The 25,212-nt window shown below is 65.1% G+C and carries 25 protein-coding genes and 1 tRNA gene; 15 read left to right on the top strand and 11 right to left on the bottom strand.

All coding sequences use genetic code 11. The features are described from left to right. On the top strand, positions 1-681 hold the full coding sequence (locus OHS03_RS06490) for an SGNH/GDSL hydrolase family protein (protein ID WP_056820874.1): 681 nt from the start codon (positions 1-3) through the stop codon (positions 679-681). Here OHS03_RS06490 and OHS03_RS06485 read toward each other — a convergent pair. After that, positions 678-1,316 carry a TetR/AcrR family transcriptional regulator gene (locus OHS03_RS06485; RefSeq protein ID WP_063893731.1) on the bottom strand — a complete coding sequence of 213 codons (639 nt, stop codon included), beginning with the start codon at positions 1,314-1,316 and terminating at the stop codon, positions 678-680. The genes OHS03_RS06490 and OHS03_RS06485 overlap by 4 nt on opposite strands. A gap of 261 nt (positions 1,317-1,577) precedes the next feature. On the opposite strand from OHS03_RS06485, the gene OHS03_RS06480 reads away from it, so the two are divergent. Continuing rightward, complete coding sequence (locus OHS03_RS06480; protein WP_328661562.1) at positions 1,578-3,014, top strand: MFS transporter; 1,437 nt, start codon at positions 1,578-1,580, stop codon at positions 3,012-3,014. Positions 3,015-3,224: 210 nt separating this feature from the next. Further along, a complete protein-coding gene (locus OHS03_RS06475; protein WP_328661560.1) occupies positions 3,225-3,731 on the top strand; it encodes a hypothetical protein in 507 nt (168 codons plus the stop codon). A 31-nt stretch (positions 3,732-3,762) separates the two neighbouring features. On the opposite strand, the gene OHS03_RS06470 is transcribed toward OHS03_RS06475, so the two are convergent. The 5 genes from OHS03_RS06470 to lanKC all read right to left on the bottom strand — a co-directional run bounded on the left by OHS03_RS06470 (position 3,763) and on the right by lanKC (position 10,441). Continuing rightward, positions 3,763-4,413, bottom strand: coding sequence for a response regulator (locus tag OHS03_RS06470; RefSeq protein ID WP_328661558.1), 651 nt, complete (start codon positions 4,411-4,413; stop codon positions 3,763-3,765). Then, positions 4,410-5,609 carry a sensor histidine kinase gene (locus tag OHS03_RS06465; RefSeq protein ID WP_328664108.1) on the bottom strand — a complete coding sequence of 400 codons (1,200 nt, stop codon included), beginning with the start codon at positions 5,607-5,609 and terminating at the stop codon, positions 4,410-4,412. The genes OHS03_RS06470 and OHS03_RS06465 overlap by 4 nt, the downstream gene beginning before the upstream one ends. Next, on the bottom strand, positions 5,602-6,054 hold the full coding sequence (locus tag OHS03_RS06460; RefSeq protein WP_328661555.1) for a hypothetical protein: 453 nt from the start codon (positions 6,052-6,054) through the stop codon (positions 5,602-5,604). The genes OHS03_RS06465 and OHS03_RS06460 overlap by 8 nt, the downstream gene beginning before the upstream one ends. 33 nt (positions 6,055-6,087) lie before the next feature. Then, positions 6,088-7,350, bottom strand: a complete 1,263-nt coding sequence (locus tag OHS03_RS06455; protein WP_328661554.1) for an MFS transporter — start codon at positions 7,348-7,350, stop codon at positions 6,088-6,090. 529 nt (positions 7,351-7,879) lie between these two features. Next, on the bottom strand, positions 7,880-10,441 hold the full coding sequence (gene lanKC / locus OHS03_RS06450; protein ID WP_328661552.1) for a class III lanthionine synthetase LanKC: 2,562 nt from the start codon (positions 10,439-10,441) through the stop codon (positions 7,880-7,882). Between the two features lie 23 nt (positions 10,442-10,464). On the opposite strand from lanKC, the gene OHS03_RS06445 reads away from it, so the two are divergent. Then, positions 10,465-11,085 (top strand): hypothetical protein, encoded by a 621-nt coding sequence (locus OHS03_RS06445; RefSeq protein ID WP_328661550.1) that lies wholly within the window; start codon positions 10,465-10,467, stop codon positions 11,083-11,085. A 238-nt stretch (positions 11,086-11,323) separates the two neighbouring features. Continuing rightward, the gene (locus OHS03_RS06440) at positions 11,324-12,187 is read left to right on the top strand and encodes an alpha/beta hydrolase (protein WP_328661547.1); all 864 of its coding nucleotides are present in this window, start codon (positions 11,324-11,326) and stop codon (positions 12,185-12,187) included. Here OHS03_RS06440 and OHS03_RS06435 read toward each other — a convergent pair. Continuing rightward, positions 12,170-13,609: a helix-turn-helix domain-containing protein gene (locus OHS03_RS06435; protein ID WP_328661545.1), complete on the bottom strand. Its 1,440-nt coding sequence runs from the start codon at positions 13,607-13,609 to the stop codon at positions 12,170-12,172. The genes OHS03_RS06440 and OHS03_RS06435 overlap by 18 nt on opposite strands. Positions 13,610-13,989: 380 nt before the next feature. On the opposite strand from OHS03_RS06435, the gene OHS03_RS06430 reads away from it, so the two are divergent. Together OHS03_RS06430 and OHS03_RS06425 are read left to right on the top strand one after the other, a co-directional pair. Continuing rightward, positions 13,990-14,205 (top strand): hypothetical protein, encoded by a 216-nt coding sequence (locus OHS03_RS06430; RefSeq protein ID WP_328661543.1) that lies wholly within the window; start codon positions 13,990-13,992, stop codon positions 14,203-14,205. A gap of 1,102 nt (positions 14,206-15,307) precedes the next feature. Further along, positions 15,308-15,724 carry a hypothetical protein gene (locus OHS03_RS06425; RefSeq protein WP_328661541.1) on the top strand — a complete coding sequence of 139 codons (417 nt, stop codon included), beginning with the start codon at positions 15,308-15,310 and terminating at the stop codon, positions 15,722-15,724. A gap of 588 nt (positions 15,725-16,312) precedes the next feature. On the opposite strand, the gene mbp1 is transcribed toward OHS03_RS06425, so the two are convergent. Beyond that, on the bottom strand, positions 16,313-16,558 hold the full coding sequence (gene mbp1 / locus OHS03_RS06420; RefSeq protein WP_328661538.1) for a microaggregate-binding protein 1: 246 nt from the start codon (positions 16,556-16,558) through the stop codon (positions 16,313-16,315). A gap of 583 nt (positions 16,559-17,141) precedes the next feature. After that, positions 17,142-17,798, bottom strand: a complete 657-nt coding sequence (locus OHS03_RS06415; protein ID WP_056817616.1) for a nitroreductase family protein — start codon at positions 17,796-17,798, stop codon at positions 17,142-17,144. Between the two features lie 325 nt (positions 17,799-18,123). On the opposite strand from OHS03_RS06415, the gene OHS03_RS06410 reads away from it, so the two are divergent. The 3 genes from OHS03_RS06410 (at position 18,124) to OHS03_RS06400 (ending at position 20,782) form a co-directional block, all read left to right on the top strand. Next, complete coding sequence (locus tag OHS03_RS06410) at positions 18,124-19,644, top strand: phosphatase PAP2 family protein (protein WP_328661535.1); 1,521 nt, start codon at positions 18,124-18,126, stop codon at positions 19,642-19,644. Between the two features lie 189 nt (positions 19,645-19,833). Continuing rightward, on the top strand, positions 19,834-20,442 hold the full coding sequence (locus OHS03_RS06405; protein WP_328661533.1) for an NUDIX hydrolase: 609 nt from the start codon (positions 19,834-19,836) through the stop codon (positions 20,440-20,442). 67 nt (positions 20,443-20,509) lie between these two features. Then, positions 20,510-20,782 carry a hypothetical protein gene (locus tag OHS03_RS06400; protein ID WP_328661531.1) on the top strand — a complete coding sequence of 91 codons (273 nt, stop codon included), beginning with the start codon at positions 20,510-20,512 and terminating at the stop codon, positions 20,780-20,782. A 48-nt stretch (positions 20,783-20,830) separates the two neighbouring features. Here the strand turns inward: OHS03_RS06400 and OHS03_RS06395 are convergent, their stop codons facing one another. Next, positions 20,831-21,034 (bottom strand): ATP dependent DNA ligase, encoded by a 204-nt coding sequence (locus OHS03_RS06395; protein ID WP_328661529.1) that lies wholly within the window; start codon positions 21,032-21,034, stop codon positions 20,831-20,833. Positions 21,035-21,267: 233 nt separating this feature from the next. On the opposite strand from OHS03_RS06395, the gene OHS03_RS06390 reads away from it, so the two are divergent. From OHS03_RS06390 to OHS03_RS06375, 4 genes are all read left to right on the top strand, one after another. Next, positions 21,268-21,600, top strand: coding sequence for a hypothetical protein (locus OHS03_RS06390; RefSeq protein ID WP_328661528.1), 333 nt, complete (start codon positions 21,268-21,270; stop codon positions 21,598-21,600). A 227-nt stretch (positions 21,601-21,827) separates the two neighbouring features. Further along, positions 21,828-21,959: a YegP family protein gene (locus OHS03_RS06385; RefSeq protein WP_328661525.1), complete on the top strand. Its 132-nt coding sequence runs from the start codon at positions 21,828-21,830 to the stop codon at positions 21,957-21,959. Positions 21,960-22,465: 506 nt separating this feature from the next. Beyond that, entirely contained in the window at positions 22,466-22,825 is a 360-nt protein-coding gene (locus OHS03_RS06380) for a MerR family transcriptional regulator (protein WP_328661524.1), read from the top strand. 364 nt (positions 22,826-23,189) lie between these two features. After that, positions 23,190-23,693, top strand: coding sequence for an IS30 family transposase (locus tag OHS03_RS06375; protein ID WP_442942350.1), 504 nt, complete (start codon positions 23,190-23,192; stop codon positions 23,691-23,693). 484 nt (positions 23,694-24,177) lie between these two features. Here OHS03_RS06375 and OHS03_RS06370 read toward each other — a convergent pair. Then, a tRNA-Pro gene (locus OHS03_RS06370) sits at positions 24,178-24,251 on the bottom strand. A 434-nt stretch (positions 24,252-24,685) separates the two neighbouring features. On the opposite strand from OHS03_RS06370, the gene OHS03_RS06365 reads away from it, so the two are divergent. Next, a complete protein-coding gene (locus tag OHS03_RS06365; protein ID WP_328661522.1) occupies positions 24,686-25,174 on the top strand; it encodes a DinB family protein in 489 nt (162 codons plus the stop codon). The last annotated feature ends 38 nt before the right edge of the window (positions 25,175-25,212 follow it).

Genomic DNA, 25,212 nt, shown 5'->3' with positions numbered 1-25,212 from the left:
ATGACCTCACAGACTTGGACAGAAGAGACCGACCCCGACTGCATCGACGACGCCAGCGCCGCGGCGATGCTCGACGGTGCTCCATGGCGGCGGCTCGCCGTCATCGGCGACAGCACCGCGATAGGTCTCGGCGCGCCCTATCGCGGCTACCGCAGGCTGACATCGTTCGCCCGGATGGCCGATACGTTGGCGATGGCGGTCGGTCCGATCAACTACATGAACCTCGGCACCCCGTGGGCGACTTCACGTCAGGTCGTCGAGGAGCAGAAAGACCTGATGGTGGCGTTCAAGCCCGATCTGGTGATGATCTCGTGCGGCGGCAACGACCTGATGGCCGAGACCCCGGACTACGCCGCGATCGCGGCCAATCTCACCGAACTGTTCGAGGCAGGCAAGAGCATCGGCGCGCAGACGATGACGATGACCCTGGCCGACGCTTTTCCCGACGCGGCGATGGTGCGCTTTCGGAGCAGCTTGGCGCGACTCAACGAACTGGTGCGCGGCATCGCCGCCGAGCACGACGCGATCCTCATCGACCTGTGGCATCACTCGGTCGGGCATCGCCCCGACGTGATGAGCAACGACCGGATCCACTTCAACATGTCGGGCCACGCCGTACTCGCCGCCGAAGCCGTCAAGGCGCTCGCGGCCCATATTCCGCAGCAGGCCAACACCGCTTAGCCGATCAGGGCCGGCGCGCGTTCCCCGCCGGTGGCGCATTCACGCAGCAACCGCAGCATGGTGGCGCGCGCCCGATCGAAGACGTCCGGGTCGCCGAGCAAGATCATGTCGGACGCGGCAGCACGCTCGATCGCTGCGAGTTCGAACGCCAGTTGCGCCGGGTCCGTCTCGGCCGAGATCTCACCCAGTTGCTTGGCCTCGATCACGGTCTGGCGGTGGAACTCGTGCCACTGCTGCCAGACCGCCACGATCGCGTCGCGTACGCGTCCCGGCCGTGCGCCGTATTCCGCGCCGACCGACAGGAAGAAGCACGCGCCACCCGAACCGATGTCCTCGTTGAGATGGTCGATCCACGCATCGCAGAGGGTGCGCAACCGGACGAGGCCGGACGGCTGGCGCAACGCGGGGCTGATCACCGACGCGATGAACTCGGCCTTCGCCTCCTCGATCGCCGCCAGCTGCAATTCCTCCTTGGAGCCGAAGAGCCCGAAAACGCCGCTCTTGCTGGCACCCAGCGAGGTTGCCAGACGCCCGATCGTGAGCCGGTCCAGCCCCTCGACCGCACCGACCTGGACCGCTTCTCGCAGGATGGCACGGCGGGTGTCCTGCCCACGCGCGGTCTGGATATCGCTCATCGACCCGAACTCCTTTCCTGACAAAAGTCCGATACGCCCGTTTGTCGTGGCGTACCCATCACCCACGATAGCCGAACAATCGTGCGGCCAGTTAGCGCACCTTGCGGCGGCCGAGCCAACATCTCTTGCATGTCCAGGGTGCCCGTGCGTTAATAGATGCGTACGAACGTTCGGTTCAACATAAGACTGAGAGGTCGTCATGAACGTTTTCCCCTCCACCGCGCGCCCGCGCGGACGGTGCGACGATCGGACAGGTAAACGATGACCGACAAGACCACGACCGAAGCGCCGTCCGCGGTGGAGCCCCGTCGCGTTCTGCTGATCACCGCGCTGGCCACCTTTGTGGCCTTCCTCGATATGTCCGTGGTGAACGTCGCGTTCCGCAGCATCGCCGAGGACTTCTCGGACACCTCGCTCTCCACGCTGTCCTGGGTGGTGAGCGGCTACGCCGTGTTCTTCGCGGCGGTACTCACCCCGGTCGGCCGCTATGCCGACCTGATCGGCCGCAAGACAGTGTTCCTGTGGTCGCTGCTCGGGTTCACCGTCGCGTCCGCGTTGTGCGCCGCGGCGCCGACCATCGAAGTTCTCATCGGCGCTCGCGCACTGCAGGGTATGGCGGCGGGTGGCATGATTCCCGCCGCGCTCGGCCTGGTTCTCGGCGCGTATCCGCCGGAGAAGCGGGTCGCGGCGGTCGCGGCGTGGGCAGGCGCCGCATCGGTGTCCGCGGCGTTCGGTCCCGCGGTCGGCGGCTTCCTGGTGTCGGCCTTCGATTGGCCGGCCATCTTCCTCATCAACGTCCCCGTCGGGATCTTCGCCCTGATCGCGGGCCGCGCCTGGCTGCCCGAGATCAAGGTTCCCTCCTCGGTACGGCCCGATCCGATCGGTGCCATCCTGGTCGCGGTCGGCGTCGGCGCGGCCGTAGTCGGATTGACCCAGGGCGGCTCATGGGGTTGGACCAGTCCGGCCTTCCTCGGCTGCACCCTCGGCGGGCTCGTGCTCCTGGCGCTGGGCATCCTGCGCTCGATGCGCACGCCGGTGCCGACCTTCGAGGTCGACCTGTGGCGCAATCGCACCTTCGCCTCGGCGAGCGCCGTCTCCTTCCTGTTCGGCATCGTGATGTTCGCCTGGCTACTGGCGACCCCGCTGTGGACCCTCCTCGTCTGGGACTACTCCGTCTGGGAAACCGGTCTGGCCAACACTCCCGGCGCCTTCACCGCGGCGGTCGGTGCGGCCATCGTCGGCAAGTCCAAGCACCCCGACATCGCGCGCCTCGCGACGATCGCGGGCACCATCTGCTTCGGCGTCTCGGCGGTTCTGTTCGCGCTCCTGCTCGATGAGACGCCGCGCTTCTGGGCGGTGTGGTTCCCGGTCGGCCTGCTTCTCGGCCTCGGCATCGGCCTGGTGATGACGGCGGTCTCCAGCGCCGCCGCGACCTCGGTGCCGGAGGAGAAGTTCGCCTCTGGCTACGGCATGAGCACCACCGCGCGCCAGATGGGCGGTGGCCTGGGCATCGCGGCCTTCGCCGCGATCACCACGTCGGTCACCACCGGCTGGCTCGACGGACTGCACACGGTGTTCTGGTTCAGCGCCATCGGGTGCATCCCCGTAGTCCTGGCCGCCCTTCCGATGGGTCCGACCGTTTCGACACCGATCGCCGAGGCCGTCGCCGAGCCGGAGCCTTCACCGACACAGGTATAACCGCGCCCCTGAGCGGGGCCGCGGATCACTCATTCGCGGCCCCGCTCAGGTGTTTCCGGGGCATGGCGCGCACCGGAAAGCCATTGGCTCGGCGATCGCCGACCGCATCGCCACGTTGGACAGCCCCCTGTCCTGAACCACTCCCGCACGAAATCCCACGACCGGTCACGACCACGAACCTCCGTTTCTCCTACTGATCAGGAGCCTCGTATGTCCACCAAGGAACAGAGCCCGAGCAACACCGCGAGCAGGCCGCCATTGTTGAACCGAAGTGTGATCCAGGTCGCCGCGGCGGCGAACGCAGGTCTCGGCCTGGCGTCATTCGCGCTCGCGGCAGACCTCTGGAAACTCGACGACGGCCTGTCGACCCCGCTGCTGTACCTCATCGGAGCACTGTGCTTCGTCGCCGCGTTCGTCACGGCGTGGGGCAGCCGCGAGGTCGGCGAGGGGGGATGGATCGTGGGAGTCGTCGCGATCGACGCGGTCGTGACGATCGCCTTCGTCGCGACAATGATCCTGTCGTGGGATCAGATCACGCTCGCCGGCGGCTATTTCGCGATGGCCGGAGCATCCATCGCGACCCTCGCGTCGCTGGCTACTGTGGCAGCGGCACTGGGGACCAAAGATGTGGATGCTTCAGCGAGTCCGGGGCACCAGCCGCAGCGTTTCCCGGCTAGAGACCTTCGCGGACAGCTTCTTTCGCCCCAGCTCAACTGACATAGCGTCCGGGCGGACCTCTCGCCCCGCCTCAGCACATCAGGCCGCTGCGGTAGGCGAGAACCACCGCCTGGGTGCGGTCGCGAGAACCGGTTTTGGCGATGACGTGGGAGACGTGGGTGCGGGTGGTGGCTTCACTGATGAACAAGCGAGCGCTGATCTCGGCATTCGCGTATCCCATCGCCATCAACACCAGCACCTCGCGCTCCCGGTTGGTCAGCCCGGCCACGGTTCCTGGTGTAGCGGAGGTGGGCGGGGTAGCCGATCTCAGTGCGGTCAGGACGCCGCTGACCACGGCGGGATCGAGCCAGCCTTCCCCCGCGGCGCAGGCGCGAATCGCCTCGGCGAGGTCTGCGGGTGCCGCGTGCTTGAGGAGAAATCCGCTGGCACCCGCGGCGAGGGCTTGTTGCACAGCGTGCTGTTCGTTGAAGGTAGTGAGCACGAGAACTGCTGGTGCGTCGATGGATTCGCAGATTTTGCGGGTGGCGCTGATTCCATCGGTCCCTGGCATGCGCAAGTCCATCAGAACCACATCGGGCTGGACGTCCGCGGCGAGTTCGATCGCCGTGGTGCCGTCACTTGCCTCACCCACCACCTCGATGTCGGAGATGCCGCCGAGTAGCAATACGACACCGGCGCGCACCAGGGCTTCGTCTTCGGCGATGATCACAGTGATCGTCACGAGGCGTTCTCCTGGATTGCGGTGGGGCTCAACGGTATCTCCGAGACCACGGACCAGCCGGTGCCGTCTGGACCGTATTCGACTGTGCCACTGAGTGTTTGCAATCGTTGAGTGAGCCCGGCCAAGCCCTGGCGAGTGGAGAGTCGATCGACCTGTGGGGCGGGGCCGTCCCCGCCCGTACTGCGCACCGCGACGGTCACACTGGTGCGATGCCAGCCGATGCTGATATCGACGGTCGCACCGGCGCCGGCGTGTTTGGCGACGTTGGTCAGCGATTCCTGCACGAGCCGGTAGGCCGCCAGGTCGATGTCGGGGTCGACGTTCGGTGGACGGGTGCCATCGGTGTCGAGGCGAATACGCAGCCCACCCGCGCGATTCAGCTCGATCAGGCTCTCGAGTGTGGCCGGTGCGCTGCGACGGGAGTGCGCCGCGCGCGACCCCTCGATGGGGGCGCGCAACAGTCCGAGCAGGTCGTGTAGTTCGCCCATCGCCTGTGTCCCTGCTCGTTCGATAACCGCCAAGGCTTCGGCTACCTTCGGATGACCGTCGGGGGTGAACGCGCGGGCGGCCGCGGCGTGCAGGATCATTGCGGCCACCGCACCGGACACGCTGTCGTGCAGCTCGTGCGCCAGCCGCAGCCGTTGCGCCGCCAATGCGGCCTCCGCCTCGGCGGCCAGGCGCGCCTGCGTCGCCAGAGCGCGGTGCTCGCGCAGATAGAGCAGGCGGCCCACACCCCACACGACACCGAGTGCCAATGCCCACATCGTCCCGGCGACGAGGTAATGACTCAGCTCCGGCCCAGCGGCTCCCGCCAGCCCGTTGTGATAGGTGAACAGTCCGAGCGAGAGCGCGGACCCGACGAGGATCAGTCGAGCCGCGGACGCGGACACCCGGCAGGCGGCCGCGAAAGTGGCGACGAGCAGATAGCCGACCGGGAAATACGTCGGCACAACGACATTCACCGCGGTGAATCCCCAGGCCACCGCCCACACCGCGATCGGAAAACGTCCGCGCGCCAGCAGCGTCGTACACAGCAGGACAGCCGCGGTCGGCACCACCCACAACGGTAGCGAACCGCCGCCGATGAGCTGACGATCTCCACCCCACGCCGCCAGATCTATACCACCGACGGCGACGACCAGTGCGACGTCGGCGAGGCGGCGTAGCCGTGTGGTCTCGGGGCCGAGTTCAGCCACCGCCAAGAAGCTTCCATACCCAGGTCAGTGGGTTGCCGATCGACATCGCCGGTGGCGGGGTCGCGGCGGCGATGTCGGTGAGTACCTTGCGCACGGCCGCGATGACGTCGTCGCGACTCGGTTCGGCCAGCCCGCCGTCGATCTCACCGAGGGTGACCGGAACCCCGCGGGGCGGTGCCGCCGAGATTTCTGCCAGTTGGAGCAGCACGATGTCCGGTGCTTCCGGCACGACAATCGTCGCCGAGACATCGACCACTTCGCCGTATTCGTGCGCCGCGCTGAACACTCCGAGCCGCAGTGGCGTTTCTCGCTCAGCGAGCCTCGCGGCCAACGGCGGGTGCGCGAGGGCGAATTCCCGTTCGAGCAGCGTCGCCCGGCCGACCGGCAGACCGGTGGCGCCACCTTCGTCCACTGCGTACACGACTACGAAAGTGCGTGCTGTCATGGGCAGAAGTGTCCCACGACAAGGTATTCGGGGCTATGCCTTCGCGGTCTGCCTGCGCGAACTCGCGGACGCTGCACAGCGACGCCGGGCGATCACCGAGGCGAAGGCGACGGCGGCCAACAGGTCGGCGAGAACGAACACCCAGATCCCGGTGCGGACGCCGAAGTGTTCGCCCAGCACACCGCCGAGTAGCGCGCCCACCAGGTTGGCCGCGGTGGTACCGGTACCGAGCAGTGCCCCCACGCGAGCGAAGTAGCGGTCACCCACGTCGGTGCCCATCACCGTGATCAGGGCGATGTTCATGATCGCGCCGAAGAACGTCGGCAGTGCGGTACTCGCGCACACGATCAGCAGGGCGAGGGGCAACGATCCGGTAGTCAGGGGTAGCGCGAGCGCGCAGACCGCCGCGGCGAGAACGGTCGCTCGCAGCACTCGGTCGGCCGAGATCCCGACAGCGAGGATGCGTGGTGCCGCGAGCGCGCCGAGAGCTGCGGACAAGGTGGCGGCAACGGCGGGAACACCGTACGCGGATACCGGGATTCGTATGTCGTTGAGCAGGAACACCGCACGCATGGCAGCCACACCGCCGGACGCCGCGCCGCCGATCAGCAGATACAGCGCCACAGCGGCCAGCACCTTCGAGTCGCGCAGCACACGTACCCCATCGGCGAATTCGCGGGCGATGCCGCCTCGTTGAGCGGTCTCCCGGTGATCGGGTGTCGACAGGCCCGCGAGGCAGAAGGCGCTGAACAGATACGTCAGCACATCGCAGCTGAACATCACCGCGGCACCGACGGCGGTGAGCAACGGCCCCGCCACCGAGGCCCCGGCCGAGCGCGCGAGCAGCGAATTCGATTGCAGCCGTGCTCGCGTGGTGCTCAGATCGCGCACACCGAGGGTGCTCAAGTGCGAAAAGTACAGTCCCGCTCGCGCAACCCCGGTCACCCCGAGCGTCAGGGACAGACCGATCAGGGTGGTCACGGTCAGTACGCGAGCGAACGCCGCCACCGCACAGACCGTGATCGCCGAAGCCGCGATCAGATCGGCGACGATCAGCAACCTTCGTGGCCGGCTCACTCGGTCGAGCAGCACGCCGGCGAAAGGTCCGAGTACCAGTGGCGGCATCGCCGACGCGGCGACCACCAATGACACCTCGCGCGGCCCTGCGCCGAGGACAGCGACAGCGGTAACGGAGACCGTGGTGCTGGTCAGCGCGCTTCCGAAGGTCGAGGCGACCTGGGCGACGGTGTAGCGCCGCAGATCCGAAATCTGTCGTGTCGAGAGTAGATCGCCCATGGTCGGTTCCTTGCCGGATAACGGAGAATCACTGGGCGCGGGCCTTGGAAGGCCCGCGCCCAGTAAATGTTTCGTGCCTCTACGCCTCGACGGCGTTGGTGCAGTTCTGCATGCTGAGGGTGCTCCAGCCGGCGTCCTCGCCGTCGTTCTTGGCGGTCTCGACCTGCAGCTTCAGGATCTGGGTCATGGTGTTCACCTCCCTTCGAATAACTGGTGCTCACTACATTTCGTGAACATTGGTGCAGTTCTGGACACTCCAGGTGCTCCAGCCGCCGTCCTCGCCCTCGTTCTTGGCGGTCGCGGCTTGCAGCTTCAAGATCTCGACCATGGTGATCACCTCCCTTCAGGTGTATTCGGATCGATCGGGGTTCACTGCATTTCGTGGCCGTTGGTGCAGTTGGCCATGCTGAGGGTGCTCCAGCCGGCGTCTTCGCCGTCGTTCTTGGCGGTCTCGACCTGCAGCTTCAGGATCTGGATCATGATGTTCACCTCCTCTGGGATGTGGTGGGGTGTGTGGTCTGGTGGTCGTCTACCGCTCGACGGGCTGGGCTACGAGCGCAGGCACGGCCGCGTCGAGGGTGAACAACGGATCAGGGAAGCCGGTCAGGGCGTGGTGCAGGGCCAGTAGGACACCCGCCGATCCGGTCGCCAGGTCGGCACTGAGTCGTTGACCGTGTCCGCCGAGCCAGCGCACGCCGGTCTCGCCGGGGATCGCGTATTTGAACAGTGCGGTCAATCGCGACCCCGCACCGGCCGGGAGATCGGCTCGAAATGCGGAATCCGCTTGTACCAGAGCCATTCCCGCTTGCCCATGGAAGAGTCCAGGAGCAGCCGTGAATCGGATACTCAGTGCTCGCAGGCAACCGCGCAAGCTGTCCGCCAGCTCCGGCTCGTCGTAGTTGTTCAGATACCGAGCGAGCACCTGCGCATAGCCTGCGCTCCCGGATGCGAGGTAAGGCATCACGCGGAGGTCGCGCTGCGAGGCGCGAAAACCCAGGGCGTCCACCGGGATCGTCTCCGCATGGACGAGTTCGTCGCGCAGCAACTGCAGGCCGCGCTCGAAGTGGCGCTGCTCGCCGGTGAACGCGGCCAGGTAGTACAGCGCCAATGCGACACCGGGTCTGCCGTGCACCAGCCCGGAAGCATTGTCGGCGCCCAGCAGGGGAACCAGATCCTCGGGCAACCCGCTGAGCAGTCGGTGGGCGTGTTCGAGGTGGGCGAAGTCGCCGGTCCGATGATGAAATGCCAAGTGCGCCATGGCAACACCGGCCGCACCTCCGCCCCAGGTGGCAGATTCGGTACTCAATCGATGCTCGCTCGCGGCAGCGAGCAAGGCCAAGCCTGCCTCGCGTTCACCGAGATCGTCGAGGACCCAGGCGATTCCGGCATTGCCGAACAGCAGGCCGGGGCAGGTGTCGCCGCGGGCGGCCAGGGATCCATCGCGTAATCGCGTGACCACCGCCGGGTCGATGGCGCGTCCCGCCAGTCGCAATGCGTGCAGCACGCCTGCCGTCCCGTGGGCGATACCGCGCGTATTGGTCCTGTGTCCCTCCGGCCCGAAGGGATACGGATCGGACGTCTGAACCAGCGCATCAGCGGTGCGGTCGCGCAGCCAGTGCAGCGCGGCAACGGGGTCGGCCCGTACAGCACCCGGATCCAGCAGACTCGGCCCGTGTTCGCTGCCCCGATAGCGCACTACCGCGTCCCACAGCTGCCGCGGTGGTGCCGCCAGTTCAGTGAGATCGGCGAGGAGATGGTCCAAGCACTGCGGTGACCGCTCGGCCACTTCGTGCATCGGGAAGATGAGCATCTGCGCGAGCGCGGCCAACCCATAGGAATCGACATAGCTTGGGTCGGCCTTCGAGCGCCCCGCAGGTGTTCGCAACTCCGGCGGCATGAAGCCCGGGGTGGACAGGAGTCCGAGTGGATGATCCAGTCGCTGAACAGCTTCCACGTCGATCAGCCGCACGGTGTCGTCGTCGGCGACGAGCACGTTGCCCGGGCTGATGTCGACGAAGGCGTAGCCGAGCCGGTGCAATATGGCGATCTGCGCGGTGACCTGGTCGAGAATATGGCGGCACCGCTGGTAGTAGGCGGCGATCGTCGTCGGGTTCGCGCCCGCGTGGATCAGCGGTGTCGTAGCGACCATCCAGCTGGTGAGCGTGCGGCCCGGCACGAACTCGGTGACGAGGTAGGTGTGCTCCCACTCGGTGAACAACTCGACGGGTCGCGGCGCCAGTCCGGGCGCCGCCGCGTGCAGCGCGCGCAACGTCAGGTACTCCTGCTCGAGACGTCGCCGCGCATCCTGCACGCCGACGTAGCCGTTGTGGCCGCGGGCCTCCTTGACGAAACAGGCTGCCCCCTCCAGATCACGGGCCCGATAGGCGCCGCCCGCATTGCTGTGGCGCAGCACCGCCTCGAAGGTGTAACCGTGAAAGCTGACCTCGGACTCCTCGTCGAGCGGCTCCGGCGACGACGCGAACGGATCCACCACCCCGGCAGGCAAAAAGAATTCGGGACGTCGCTCGTCGGGGACCTCCGTACCGTCGACACCCCGCAACGTGGGCAACGTGGAACCGTCGGCCTGCAGCCGATAGCTCGGGCGGAACGCACCGAACCGATAGGACACACACTGTGAGCTCCCGAACCGGCGGTCGGTCAGCACATACGGTCCGGCGATGCCGGCGAGTTCCCGCTCCAGCCGCACCAACACCTCGTGCGCACACTGCGGTGTCGGCGGATAGAGCGCACAGAATTTCCCGCTCTGCACCCGACTGCCGTGCTTGCTGTGCAACCACCCGAAGAAGGTCCGCCCGGTCAGATGCTTGAACGGCACCCCGAGCTCGCCACACACACCCGCGACGACGTCCAACACCAGATGGGTGTTGTCCAGCGAACTGGAGACGTGAACCTTCCAGCCCTGATCAGGCAGTACAACCTCGGGCGGCATCCAATAGGTCCACACCCCCGATTCCCCCCGCGCCCACCCAGCCGGTGGCACTGTGGGGGCATATCGCCGACCAGGATCGGTGCGCTCGACGGGCTGGAAGTAGTCGGGGTCGGCGAGCAAGAACGCGGCGTCGTGAAGCATTGCGGTCCAACCCTTCTCAGGTAGTGAAGCCGTTCGTCGGTCGATCGAACGAACTCCAGAATGACCGCCGCACCCCTCTCGCCGAATCAGTGCTCAGTAGCGGATTTCCCCTACCGCCCCACGATGACCACCCTCATCGCCCCGCGGTAGAAGGCGCCCTCGGCCGCTGGCGAACAACACCCTCAACCGCAAAAACTGCAGACAGCACGGCTCATACGTCACCCAATCGACCCACGGAAGGCGAGGGAGCCGAATGTTTTGTTGAAGATATTTTTAAGGCACGGCTGATGTCCGAACCGACTTTCTTGGCGCACACCAAATTCGAGAAGCTTAAGCTTCCGATCGGTGTTCTCCTTATGCCAGATGCTGATCAGGTGACAGCGATAGCAACAGAATTTACTCGCCACACAAACGCCGACCTCGGGAAAGGAATTGGCCGATTCGAACGCCTCCTTGAACCGGTCAAACTCGATGGCGAAGTACCGCGCGAAATAAAAGACGCAATTTATGAAGCGCAGCAAATCCGCAATGTATGGGCATACAGAGCAGGAATAGCTGATGCGCGCTTTTGTGATGACTGCCCAAAGTTCCCCGTATCGATCGGCGAGAAGTTTCTGTATCGAAGGAGATGTTCGATCAACTAGTTCTTGCAATCGAAGAGTATGGTGGCCTCATAATCAAGCGCCTGCTTGAGGGCCTCAAGTCCTAGCATCAATTATTGACAGAGTTGCTGGCCGCCTGCTCGAACGGCAGGCAGTCGGTTCCGCGAAACCGTACCTTGCACAACATCCTCAAGATCGCCGGTGGATTGAAGATTGACGCGGGCACCTTGGTGAGCTGACTGCCGATACCCGACGACGGAGCCACCGGCGCATAGAACCCTTGCCGATTGTTTGGTTGACTGGCCTTGTGGTTTCCACGAGCACCATCACCAGCATCCGCACTCTCGACGGCCTGCACCTGGCAGGCACCGTCGTCACCCCTGACCAACCGCCGACTCACGCCGTGCTGCTGGTGCACGGTGGTGGAGTCACCCGCGAGGAGGGCGGCTTCTTCACCCGGCTGGCGGATGGCCTCGCCGGGGCGGGAGTTGCCTCGCTACGGTTCGATCTGCGCGGTCACGGGGAGAGCGACGGGAGACAAGAAGAACTGACGCTATCGACAATCCTCAATGACATCCGGGTTGCCTTGGCGGCACTACGGGAATCCACCGGTGCCGCGGCGCTGAGCCTGCTCGGAGCCAGCTTCGGCGGCGGCATTTGCGCCTACTACGCCGCCAAACGGCCCGACGAACTGACGAAGCTGGTGCTGCTCAATCCCCAGTTCGACTACAAGAAGCGCACCATCGACAGCCGCCCGTACTGGACGAACGAAGTCATCAGCGACGAAGCCGCCCAAGAGCTGAACAAGGCCGGTGCCATCCAGTTCACCCCGACGCTCAAACATGGCCGCCCGCTGCTCAACGAGGTGTTTTGGCTGAAGCCCAACGAAGTCCTCGGCGAGATCCAAACCCCCACCCTGATCGTCCACGGCAACGCCGACACCCTGGTGCCGGTCGACGGCTCCCGCCAGGCCCTCAGCCAGTTCACCGCTCCGGTCGAGTTGGTCGAGGTCGACGGTTCGCAGCACGGCTTCGCCGTTCATGACGATCCGCAGTACCTGAACCCGAAAAGCCAGCAGTATCAGACGTTCGTCATCGAGACGGTGGCCCAGTGGCTCACCACCGGTTCATCGGGCGGGAGCTAGCACCTCGTGCAGGGCACGAACACTGGCGCGGTTGCGCCACGGCTCGAGCACCCGCACCACTTCGATGATGAGGTTCATCGTTCGCTCCGAACGTGTCTCGCGGGCCACCATCACCGCGGTGGTGGCCAGGGCGGCAGCTTCGTCCGGTTCACCGCTGAGGGCGAGGGCATTGGCCTGCCGGGCACTGAAAAAGCCACTGTCGCGCCGAGACAACCCGCTGCCTGCCAATACCGTGCTGAACATCTCCACTGCCCGTTGCGGTTTACCGGCCTCGGTGAAGCAGGTTGCCGAGCGTAGTTGCAGGGTTCCTTCGTTGAAGTAGGTGCCGAACAATTGGTCGTCGTCGGGGTGGGCTTGGGTGAGTAGGTCGGAAGCTTCACCGAGGTGCTGCTCGACCGCCGTCGCCGATTCGCCGATCATGGCCAGTCCCAAGGCTTCTTGTTGCATCACCTCAGCGCGAACACGGGCAGGCAACTGCCACGGCCCCTGTTTGGCGGCTTGCGCCAGGCCCAACACCGCTGCGGCATCCTTGGACTCGTAGGCCATCTGGGATTTCTTGAGTAGGACGTAGCCCTGCAGCGGCAGGCTGCCTGCGGCTTGCGCCCATTCCATCGCTCGGTCATACAGGAAGGTGGCCGTGACTGGATCGTAGAGATCCCGGTACAACCAGCCTGCGAATTCGGCACCATCGGCACCAACCGCCAGCAGTGACCGGCGAACATCGGGCTGCACGTCCTTGCTGTGCCGCGTGATCGCCCCGAGTAGCGCCAGCATCAGGGGCAAGGCTCCTGCCGGGCCACGTTGGCCGTCGTCGGCCTTGCAACGGGCGAGCTGCTGGCGGAAGAACTCCACCACTGAACCGTCGAAATAGCGATAGGCATCATCTAGTGCCAGGGCAATCGGCTCGAGGTCACCAGCGTGGCTGGAAACTGGTGGTGTCCCGCGGCCACCGGCGAGGAGCCACCGGGCAAGGCGAACATCAGCGTCGCCGTCATGGTGGTCGGGCGAGGTGGCTTCGTCCCCGTCTGTCACGGGCAACTTGAACCACAGCAACTCGGCCGGAATCCGCAGCGCCTGCGCCCACTGGGTAAGGCGCGAAAGCTGTTCGGGGGCAGGGCCTTTTTCGATCCGGCTCAGTTGGGCTTGTGTCAGACCAAGCCACGAGGCGATCAGTTCTTGTGGCAACACGCGACCATGATGAGGATGCAGCCGATAGGCGTTGATGACCCGGCCAATATGCCAGGTAGACAGCGTATCTCGCATTTGGTCGGTCTGCCAGAATCCGGCGGGTACTTGCGGCGGATGAGCCACCTGCTCGCGAAAAGCGAGATCGCAAGGATGGCAGAATTTCTGGGCGTTGTAGCTGCTGAGCCGATTCCCACACCGAGCGCAGTAGCGCTGCATTTTGGGTGCCCGCGTCATGACTTGCTACTCCCGGATTCGCTCGGGTGTTGCCATTTTCCCTGGCCAGGTGGACGGTACCACCCCTTGACCAAGGGCGCTATACGTTTCATGCATACCTCGAAAACCCCTGTTTTAAAGGGCTTTTCGGGCTAAACGGGGCGGTGCCAGGGGCGGCGGGCGAACCCCGGCTATACGCCCAGTGCATACGCCGGGGCGAAGTCGCGGCATACCGCCGGACGGCGTTGGCGATAAGGCTGAGGTAGGTACCCGGCACCGGGCGACGCTGCGAGCCCCTCACGCGGCGCATCGGCCTGTCCGTGGGTGGCAGGGCGGTGGCGAAAGCCCCGGTGCCGGGTGCATCCAAACCCCACCACCAAAGCTGCTGAACCGGAGACGCTATGCCCAGCCAGTCCCTCGCCATGTACAAGCTGATTGCCCTCTGCGATGCGGGTGCGCATACCGCACCGATGCTGCTGTTCAAGCCAGCGCAGGCGCACGAGGTGATGCAGATCCATGTCGCATGCCGGGCGAAGCAGTGCCCGCGCAAGAGTGTGGCACTCGACGTACTGGTGAGTACCGGGCGGATGGTGCCAGCCGAAAATCGCCTGCGGTGACCCCGGCGATGCCGATACGGCGATCCACACAACCACTGCGCCGTACCCGGCACATACGGATCCAGTCGGGGGATCTCAGGTTGGACTACCGGGCCAGCGCCGAGCAGGCCCGAAACGTCGCAGACGAACTGGCTCACGGCTTCCCGGAGTTCGTCGTGACCATCGACGATGAACTCCACCCAGAACTACCACCGCTGCCGTGCGCCGGGCTTTGGGACTGAGGTACTCCCACGACGTGCCCAGTGTCAGCGTGATTCACCGCCATCCCGAACTCGAAGGGGCGCTCCGCCATGTCTACGCCAGATCCAAACGCACAGAACATGTTCGTGGATGCCGGTGGCCAGTTGGCTGAGCACATGTGCCAGGTGCAACTCCTTGGCCTGACGTTCACCCGTGCGCTGGAGCTACGGACGATTCATAGCCAACACCGCCCGGACGACTGCCGGGTGCATTTGCAGGTGGCGGTATGGTTGTGGGAGTGGGGGTCGGGGTGAGACAAGCGAACGAGGCTCTTGAAGGACAGTGCGGCATGCCGCTCACCAAGACGCGCCGCGCCTTATTTATTTTTAATGGCGCCTTAGTTTGCATAGCCTTGACGAGGCCGTCAGATAGCATAGCCTTAGCACGAATCCCCCGATTCTCCGAACGGGTCGTTGCCGTGCCGCGCGGCGAAGCTGAGCATCAGCTGGTTCAGGGCGGACTTTGCTGGCCCGGCGCTCCCTGGTCGGGAAGGCCACCACGGAAGATCTGGCGGGGCGGCCGGCGAGGGGCTCGAGCCGAACGGGCTCTTCGCGGTACTCGTGCTGCGGCGGTTCGCCGACCCGACCCTGCCGGCACCACCCCGAATCGCGGACCCGCGGTGAGGCTTTCGGGAACCGGCCTCCCGATCGCCAGCGGTGACATCTCGATGATCGCGCCCCGGCAGCTGCGTCGCCCGCTCGAATCGGGGTATTCCACGGAGTGAAGGGCGGTGACGCCGGGTCGCTGTGCACCGTGGCATCCCGATCGTCGGTCCGCTCATCGACTGGACTCGACTCGCACGCGGCCAGCGGGCGGGCGACACACCACACGTATACCGGTGCAACCGGATTCGGAGACTGTCATGATTGTTTTCCTCGGCCTGGTCCTGCTCATCGCCGCGGTGGTGATCGGCACGGCGGGCGTGCTGAGCAACAGCGGCCCCGCCCACACGCTCAGCGACGACTTCAGCCTGCTCGGCTACCACATCACCGCAACGTCGGGCACGTTGTTCCTGTCGGCAGTCGTGCTCGGAGCCCTCGGCATGCTCGGCCTGGTCCTGCTCACCGCCGGCGCGCACCGTTCGTCGCAGCGCCTGCGTCAGACCAAGGCCGATCTTCGGCTCGCCCGTCGCACCGGCACGAGCGGGCGGACCTTCCGTCCTTCGGCCGAACCGAAGGAGAAGGGGACCGTGCTCGCGAAGACACCGCGTAGTGCGAGCGCACGCCGCACCTGGCGACATCCCTTCGGTGACCGCGCCGCCGACGCCGTGACGCACTGAGATCGGTTCTGTCCGGGAAGTCGTTCTACGTCTACGTCGACGACCGTGTGGAGCTTGCCCGAGCCGCGGTTGACGCGATCTCCCGATTTCGCAACGCCGCCGCAGACACCCTCTCCACATCCACACCCGCAATGGCCTCGTGCGCACGCACGACCGCGAGCTACGTCTGTGCGGCGGCCAGCAACCTCTGATCACTCTCGGCGCCTACGTGCGGTAAATCCTCGAGTAGCACAGCACACGGGCGGCCGAATTGAGTTGGCGCTCTGGCGATTCCATACTCGATGGACCAACATGGCTCGAAACCAGATCCTTCAGTTTCCGGTGGCCACCGCTTGACTAGCGGTATCGGACACCCCGCCACTGCGCCTCCGCGACCGCCGCAGCCACGACTCCAGGCACCGACCCCCCGGACTCGCCACACCCATGACCGGCGCAGCTCTGACATTCTGACCCCGAATCAGGCCGCTAGCGTAGACCATTCGGGAGGATGAAGGCCCCGTCACTACTCTCGCCAGGACACGCATACAAGAGGTGGGAGGGGCTCGGACGAATTCGTCCGAGCCCCTCCCACCTCGTCAGCAGCCCAAATCAGCGGTCGCGCTGATGCGCTGCTTGGCGCGCCTCATCGATGTCGGCTTCAGCGCGTGCTTTCTCCGCAGCGGCTTCCTTGCTGGCAGCCTCGCGCTGGGACTCGGCCTTGTCCTGCTGGGCCCGACCTTCTTCTTTGAGGCTGTCGTCGTCGGTAAGCGCACCTGCGGCTTCTTTGGCCTTGCCTTTGACGTCTTCGACGACGCCTTCGACGCCTTCGCGAACTCCGTTACCGTGCTCGGGCATGGTTTGACCTCTCGTCGCAAGGATGAACTGTCGTTTCCGACATACCCCGACTCCTCCGAACCAACCAGGGTCGAATTCGGCGGCACGCTTCGCGTGATGGGCGCCGTCGGTCGTTACCCCGCGGTCGCGCCTTCTCGATGTCCGGTCATGCGCGCGGGCGGTCACTGCGTATCCGAGGAGCGCTGCCACGAGCCGCGCACTACCTCAGGACCACCACCGCCGCTGAGCTCGGCCTCGACATGTACGGCCTCGACCTCCAAGGAAGCTTGGTGTAGGCGTGGACGCGCACGAGCACGGCGTCGCAGAGGTCGAGGGGGCGTGGACCGATCGAGCCTACGGGTGCCGAGCCTGGCTCGGGCCCCGCCACCGAAGTCAACAGCAAGGCATTCTCTCGGCGGAGATCGATTCGAAGGGTTCGGCAACACCATCGAGCACACAGCCGAACAGTGCCAGATCAGCGGACCGAGACCGCAAGAGTGAACGTGTTGCGCAGTCCAGAAAGACAGACCTATCTACCCGCCGCTGCCGAGTAGAGCAACTCGACCGCGGGCGTAGATAAAGCTGCGGGCGAATCGGCTCAGCACTACCATTTGTTGACGTGCAGTACTGTGTCGAGCGGGGCGCGTTTGGCGAGCTTGAAGTCGGTGCCCTTCGTGTAGGCAACAGGCAAGAGCACGCCCTGCCGAATACTCGGGGGAACTCCCAGCGCCTCGGCGACCTCTCGTTCGTACTCCAGATGCAGTGAGGTCCACGCAGACCCGAGGCCGCGCTCACGCAGTGCGAGCGCGAAGCTCCAGGCGGCGGGGAGCAGCGAACCCCACAGACCGGCCTGGTTCCCCTCCGGCATCTGCCCACCCGGAACGTGGATCGCACCGATCACCAGCACCGGTACCTGCTCCATCACCTCCGCCAGATAGGTCGCACTCGAAGCCACCTTCTCCGCGGTATCGGCGTCCTTCGGCGGCTTCGCCTGACGCACGGCCGCACCCGCCGCAGCGTAGGCGGTGTAGGACTTGCGGTAGTACTCCGCCACGATCTTCTTGGGCTCGGGATCGGTCAGCACGATCCAATGCCAGCCTTGCAGGTTACTGCCCGACGGCGCCTGGAGCGCCACCTCCAATGCGTCGGTGACCACCTCCAGCGGCACCGGCCGATCCAGGTCGAGACGTTTGCGCACCGACCGGGTCGTGGTCAGTACCTCGTCAGCGGACAGGTCGAGATGCGGGAACTCGACAGTCATACGTTCTCCCATCTTGCGCTCGGTATCAGGATCGCCCCGTCATGTAGTCGACGGGGCGCATATCAAAGTATGCGAAGATCCCTTCACGGGCATCGCCATCCTCCAGCACACCACGAATCCGACTGCCCATCCGGTCGCGGGCTCGGCGATCCGGCTGTTATCAGTAACGCGGGCGCGGGGATCGCGCTAGTGATTTCTCGATTGATTGCGACCGCCTGTAACGGGAAACCGTGAACAACAACGATATCCGGCAACCGGAGTTCACTGGTGGCCCGTCGCGGTTCTCGCTGGTCGGCGATGCCGCATGATCGCAGGAGGTGTTGCATTGTCTGTCGACCAACGCGACGGGGATGTCGCGACAGGCGCTGACAGCTCCGTCGTCGCGCGTCACAGCGAGGCCGAGGCCGCCGAACGATTCGCTGTCCGCAGTGCCGCGGCGTTACTCGGCGCGATGGGCATCGGTATCGGGTTCGGGGTGCTCACCGCACTGGTCCGGACGCGGTGGGAACCGATGCAGACCGCAGATCAAACGGTCACCGACCACCTGGTCGCCGTGGTGGCGGATAACAAGGCCCTGCAAAGCATAGTCACCGGCATCACCGAACTCGGAGCGACCAGCACGCTGGTCGTGGTGCTGACCGTCGCCACCATCTGGCTGCTGGTGCGTCGTCTCCCCCGACTTGCCGTCTACGTGGTGCTCACCGCCGCGGGCGGCCTGATCCTCAACCCGGTCGTCAAAGAGCTTGTCGCACGGTTGCGTCCGGTGGTGGACGAGCCCGTCTACACCACGGACGGTTGGAGCTTTCCCAGCGGACACGCGATGAGTTCACTGGTGTGTTACGGCGTTGTGCTGCTGGTCTTCACGCCCACCTGGCAAGCGGGCGCACGCCGCGCGGCGACGGTGTTCGCGGTGGGGATCGTGATCGCCATCGGGGTGAGCCGGATAGCGCTCGGCGTGCACTACCTCACCGATATCCTCGGTGGCTGGTTGCTCGGCACATTGTGGCTCGTACTGGCAACTGTCGCCTTTCACCGATGGCGTCGCGACGCCCGGATCGACAGCACCGGCCCCCTACCCGGCGACGTCGCCCCGGCCGAGGAAGACGACTTGCGACCGGTCCCGGTTCAGCATCCGCCCACGCTGCCGCACCCATGGCAAGGGATCGGCGAGCTCGCGGTCGCGTGGGTGCTGCTCGTCGGTGGGCTGGTGGGAATCGGCAAACTGGTGCGCACCCTCGACACCGACACCGCTGTCCTGGGGTGGGATCACCGCGTCGTGGCGATGCTCGCCGAGCACCGTAATTCCACGCTCACGTCGATCCTCGATGTGTTCGGCGAGATCGGAAATACCATCGCGATCATCACAGTCGCGCTGATCGTCGCAGCACTCGCGGTGGGCATCGCGCGCAGCTGGCGACCGGTATTGTTCCTCGGCACGACGCTGCTGGGCGAGATCACGCTATTCCTCACCACCGCTGCGATCGTCGACCGGGACCGGCCCCGGGTCGCACACCTCAATCCCGACCTTCCCCCCACGGCCAGTTTCCCTTCCGGGCACGTCGCCGCCGCACTGACGCTCTACGCCGGCACCGCCGCGCTGGTGTGGGCAACCACACGCCGATGGCAGTACCGGGTCTTCGCCGCCGCGGCACTCCTGATTCCGGCGCTGGTAGCGGCGCAGCGACTCTATGCCGGAGCCCACCACCCCACCGACATCATCGGCTCGATCCTGCTGTCCTCGGTATGGACCGCGATCGTCTGGTGGGTCGTGCGACCCGTCTCGACGGGCGATCAGTCGGCACTCCCACAGGCTCGGCCTGCCCGGCGCAGTTCATCCGCGAGCTGATCGTCGGCCGAATCGACCAGGGCCACCCCGACCAGCGCACGGTGACGCTGAGGATGCTCTCTCGCCTGCACGACCTGCTGTCGCTGTTCACCCGCGACGGCCTGTCCAAGCTGGCCCCAAGACTCGATCAGGTCCGCGCCACCACGGGTTTGACACCGTGTCGATCTCCGATAGTGGGATGCTCGATGGATGAGTGTGCAGAACTTTCGGGACGTGGCCACCACCCGATTGCGCGAGTTCGATGTTCACGCCGTGGCGGATACACCTGGGATGCGGCGCGCGACAGTGGTGCTGTGTGTGCTCGAACATGACGGACAGCCCTGCGTGATCGTGATCAAACGCGCCTACCGCGGCCGCAACGCCGGGCAATGGGGACTGCCCGGCGGGCGGGTCGACGGCGACGAGACCACTGTCGCGGCCGGCCTGCGCGAATTGCAGGAGGAGCTCGGCCTCGATGCTTCCCCCGCAGAGGTGCTCGGCCGGCTGGACGATTTCCCCGCGGCCTCCGGTTTCGCGATCACGCCGATCGTAGTGGCGCTCGACAACCCCGGCGCCCTCTCCCCCAACCATGAGGTGCACCAGGTGCATTTCGTTGCTCTCGATCGGCTCGCCGCCGACGGGGTTCCATACTGGGCCGATCAACCGGATGGAACCCGTCTGCTGCAGATGCGACTCGGCGATGCCATGACCATCCACGCTCCGACCGGCGCGATGCTGCTGCAGTTCCGTGACGTCGTGCTACTCGGTCGCGAGACCAGGGTCGCGGACCTGCTGCAGCCCGTGTGGACACATAGATAGCCGGCGACGACGGATTCCACATCGGCAGGTTTCAATGAGGTCGAAGACCGGGTTGTCTGCTTGACAAGTGAGTTTCGGTGGCAGTCAGGCGGTCTCGACCAACTTCCGGAGTGTCCGCCGCGCCGACATCAAGGACCCCGGCCCGCACGAGCCGGGTGATATTCCCAAAACCCCGTTGCGCGGAGACATCTATGGCCCCTTCTCGATCGGTGCGCGAGACACCGGTGAGACGTATGTGTGCACGGACCACTACTTCGAGGACGAAGACGACTACCGGGCGACCAGACACGCGTCCGTGTCGGCGGATGTTCACGGCTACTACTGCAAGCTCCAGCGCTGAGCGCACCATGACCGCCGATAACACCCGCATCTCAGGCGATATCGGCGGTCAACTTGGCGGGCCGACCTCATTGGGTGTCTTATCGGTCCGGATCCCCCGAAAACTGGGATGGCGCAGCAGTCCGTCGCCGCTGATCTCGCGGTACTCGATGTCGGCGACGAACACCGGCTCGACCCACCACGCGGTCCGCGCGACCGCCGCCGACGGGGACGATCCCTGCACCAGCCCCGCTGGCATCAACGTCTGCACCACCTACTGAGACCTGCAATGAAGTGGACCGTTAGACGAGCACTCGCCTAACGGTCGATTCTTTGTGCGCTTGTTCATGCCATCTTGTCGGCTTCGGAGACCACCACGCGCTCCGCCCTGTCCGCGGCGTCCCGACCCTGGAATCCGCCTGGTACCGCCGACCGCAGCGCCGCAGTCAGCTCTCGTAGTGACCCGTACTGGGTCGGTAGGATTCGTGGCAAAGAGGCGCTGGCTAGATGGCGGCGGTTCGGGCGGAATCGGAGGGGGATGTTGTGACGAAAACGTGGATAGTCGCGGGCGTCGTGCACTACGACGAGAAGACGTTGCGAGAAATGCCTGATAGGCCGGGCGGGCGCACGCTCGGGCAATGGCGAGAGCAGTTCGGCGGTATCCGGGGTCCGGTCCCACGTCCGGGCGGCGGAACCGCCGAGATCTCACTCGCGGCCCTCGATGGGCTTCCCGACCACGTGTATATCCATCTCGCCTGGATTACGAACGAAGGCGAGTCGTCAACCGCACCGGTCTTCGCGCCGGACCGATACGTTTTGGCCGAAATCGAAGACAAGTGAACGAGTAGCCGGTTCGTCTTCGTCGCAGTTGGCACACCACGACAGCCGCCACGACATGCGCCATGCGCGGTTGCGCACCGACTGAACCCAACCACTCGTCACGACAGGTCAAGCTCATCACCGGAACCGAATCCGTCTGGTGAAGCCGAGGTACGACAGCCTGTGGGGTTACTTTTCGGGAACCGTCAACAATGCTGGCTGCTCAGTCCGGGGAAGAGTCACCGCGTTTGCACACGATCCCTTCCAGCCCGGAGTGGCAGGCCTATGAGTCCAAGGAGTCAGCGAAGAAGGGCATCTCCTCGGTGCAGACCAACGCCCCCGGCGCCGCTCTCGTCGACCTCACCAGCACGACGAAGTAGCCGCCGGTCCTCGGGCGTTGCAGGTCGACGGAAGTTGCAGGGCAACCCTCGGGCGACAGGTAAATAGTCCACCTCCCGAACTTGCGAAAAACTGCTGTGGCGGATGTAGACATTCTCGAGATTGGCGTATACAGTCGCTGTCGTTCCGCAAAATCAGATGGGCCGGGCAGGTGAGCTGCCCGGGACAAGTTCGACCGCTTCGCTTGGCGGAGAAGAGAATCCGGTGCAGTCGGCCGGACCGCCAGCGAGGCGATGAAGCAAGGCAAGTTGCAGTACGCAAGTGAAGTACCAGCAAGTGCAGTACCGCAGGAAGAACCCGACGATCCAGGAGGTGGTTGGCCACTGAGTAGTCCTCTGCCAGTTCCGCATCCTGGAAGTTTCGGATGCGAAGTCTCAGACCGGGCCCCATGGCCGGTGCACACAATTGAACTCAATCCCTAAGTCGTAAATCAAGGCCCCGGCGCACAGAGCGCCGGGGCCTTGCGGCGTTGAACCCGAGAGGCCTTGTGCAGCACTCGAACACCCCTCCCACCGCCGGCGCCAGCGCTGCGGACAAACTCGACGACGACACCTACCCCGCCCACAACATGAGGCGCGCCGCGGAGATCCTCGGCGTCACCCCAGCGTTTCTGCGTGGCCTCGACGCGGCCCGGCTGCTGACTCCGCAACGCCCCGAGAGCGGGCACCGCCGCTACGCGCGCTACCAGTTGCGTATCGCCGGGCGTGTGCGCGAACTCGTCGATGCCGGCAACGCGCTCGACGCGTCGTGCCGGATCGTGATTTTGGAAGATCAGCTCGCCGAGGCGCAGCGCATCAACACCGACCTGCAGCACGAACTCGACGACCGCGGCGACGATCCAGCGTAGGTCCGAACCGATCGCGTTCTTGAAGTTTCGCCCCGGAGTGTCGGAAACGACCTTGGGCTCAAGAGGTGACTGCATCACCACGTGGATGATCATGTCGGCGTGGAGGTTTGGGTGCGGGACTACGGAATGTCAGCGGCTCGTCAGGACGAGGTGTGGCGCAGATGGCGAGCGGGGGAATCGTTCAGTGCGATAGCGCGATCCCTCGGGATGCAGCTGCAGCACGTCAGGCGATTCCTGGCCCAAACCGGAGGAATCCAGCGCCGGCCGACGCGGCGGCACATCCAACACTTGACTGAACCGTTCGCCCTCGACGATCGCGCGCGAGATCGCGCGCAACGGCGGGGCCGGGGCCTATCGGGCAGCGGTGGCCGATCAGGAGGCATATCACCGTGCGCGACGGCCGAAACCAGCCAAACTGCTGCAGAATCCGATGCTACGAGAGTTCGTTGAGGACAAGCTCTCGGTTCGTTGGTCGCCTGAGCAGATCGCGGGATGGTTGCGCCGACAATTCCCCGGCGATGAATCGAAGCAAATCTCTCACGAGGCGATCTACCTGGCGTTGTTCGATCCCCGACGTAGAGCGATCGAGGCAACACTGACGCGCCAACTACGAACTGATCGACTGATGCGACATCCGAAACGAGCCGGCCGCCGTCGAGACGGTCGCGGAGTCATCAGTGACCTGGTGCCGATCAGCGAACGACCTATCGAAGTCGAAGACCGCCGGGTCGAAGGGCACTGGGAAGGCGACCTGGTGATGGGCTCACGCCCGTCTGCCATCGCGACACAGGTAGAGCGGACCAGTCGATTCACCGCGCTGGTCGCGCTGCCCGAGGGCATCGAAGCTCACCAGGTCTCCTGTTTGTGACGCCCATGACATGCGGATCCACGCCAGAGCAAGTCCGATCCGATCGACTCCCCCTACACCCGGCGTCGCCGCGTGCAGTCGTTGCTGGCACAGCACGTCGTCACCACCGGGTAGGGCCGATCGACTCCGACTCCCGCTGTATTCCCGAGCCACCCGTCCAAGCCGAGGTGGGCCGCTCAGATCGCCAATTACAGCGAGCATCACCAGACACTTCCGAGCTCACAAGCCAATGCCTGTAGCTACCCGATCTACCGGGGTATGGCGGCTCGGGCAGGTGACCCAAGGCGCCCTGCTGGCACTCCCCCACGCCCGCCCTCGTCGCCCCCGAGGTGGCCGCAATGGACGTCGATCCAGATTCAGCATGCCCGCGACCACGCTGGCTGGAGCAATTTATGTGCAATAAGTGTGTATATCGGACAAAATACGTCAAGTTTCCGCATACAGAAAAACCCCCTCCGACCCAGGTCGGAAGGGGTTTTCACTGTCGGGCTGACAGGATTTGAACCTGCGACCACTTGACCCCCAGTCAAGTGCGCTACCAAGCTGCGCCACAGCCCGTTCTTGCGCCCGTCTCCGGGTGCTCGAAAAGATTACCTCACGTCTTGGCGAAGGTACTAATCGGCTGGTAGATGCATCTTTTTCCCGACCTGGACGAGCGGTCATCAGGGGTGGCCGATCCCGACGAGAGTGCCGAGATCATCGGGGTCCCACGTGGTTCCGGGAAGCTCGGTGCCGGATCGGCAATGTGCCATACTCGCGTCAGGCGGCGTCGAGTCCTTCGACGCTCGACCTACCTCGGCCGCGGTGAAGATCGACCCGCATCGCCTTCCTGAGCGCACATTCTGCGACGAGTACAAGATGCACCCCTCCCCCGCTTTGCCTCCGCAGTTGGGTGCGTTGCACCTGCCCCGTAGTCAGTGGCCGAAGCGGCGCCCTACCGATTACCCGAGTTCGCCGATTCTTCGATCAGCAACAGAACGGAGTGAAAGTCCATGTCTACCAGCCCGATTACCACCGGCGCCGAGCGCGCGATCATCGAGAACACGCTCGATCGCAACCGCGAAGCACTCATCGCGACCGCACGCGGCCTGTCCGACGATGACGCCCGCCGACGGCTCGTCGCGTCGCTGACGACGCCGATCTCCTTGATCAAACATGCGGCCGCCGCGGAGCGGATCTGGTTTCAGCGGTTCTGGGCCGGACTCGACGAGACCGAGTGCGACGGATACTCGCGCCGGGACGAGGGCACCTTCGTCGTTGCCGACGACGAATCACTGGACGACGTGATCGCCGAATTCGAGCGGGCCAGCGCGCGATCACGGGTGATCGCCGCCCGCTTCGACCTCGACGAGACGAAAGACAATCCCCGCGAGGGGACGGTCAGCATGCGATGGACACTGCTCGCCATGATCGAGGAATTCGCTCGCCACGCAGGTCACGGCGACATCCTCCGTGAGCAGATCGGCCATCCGACCCCCTGAGAACCGCAAATATCGCCCACGTGGCTAACTATTAGCTA

This window comes from Nocardia salmonicida (genome assembly GCF_036142455.1).
GTDB lineage: Bacteria > Actinomycetota > Actinomycetes > Mycobacteriales > Mycobacteriaceae > Nocardia > Nocardia salmonicida.
Note: the sequence above shows the minus strand (reverse complement) of the source record. Positions and strands in the feature narration are given on the sequence as shown.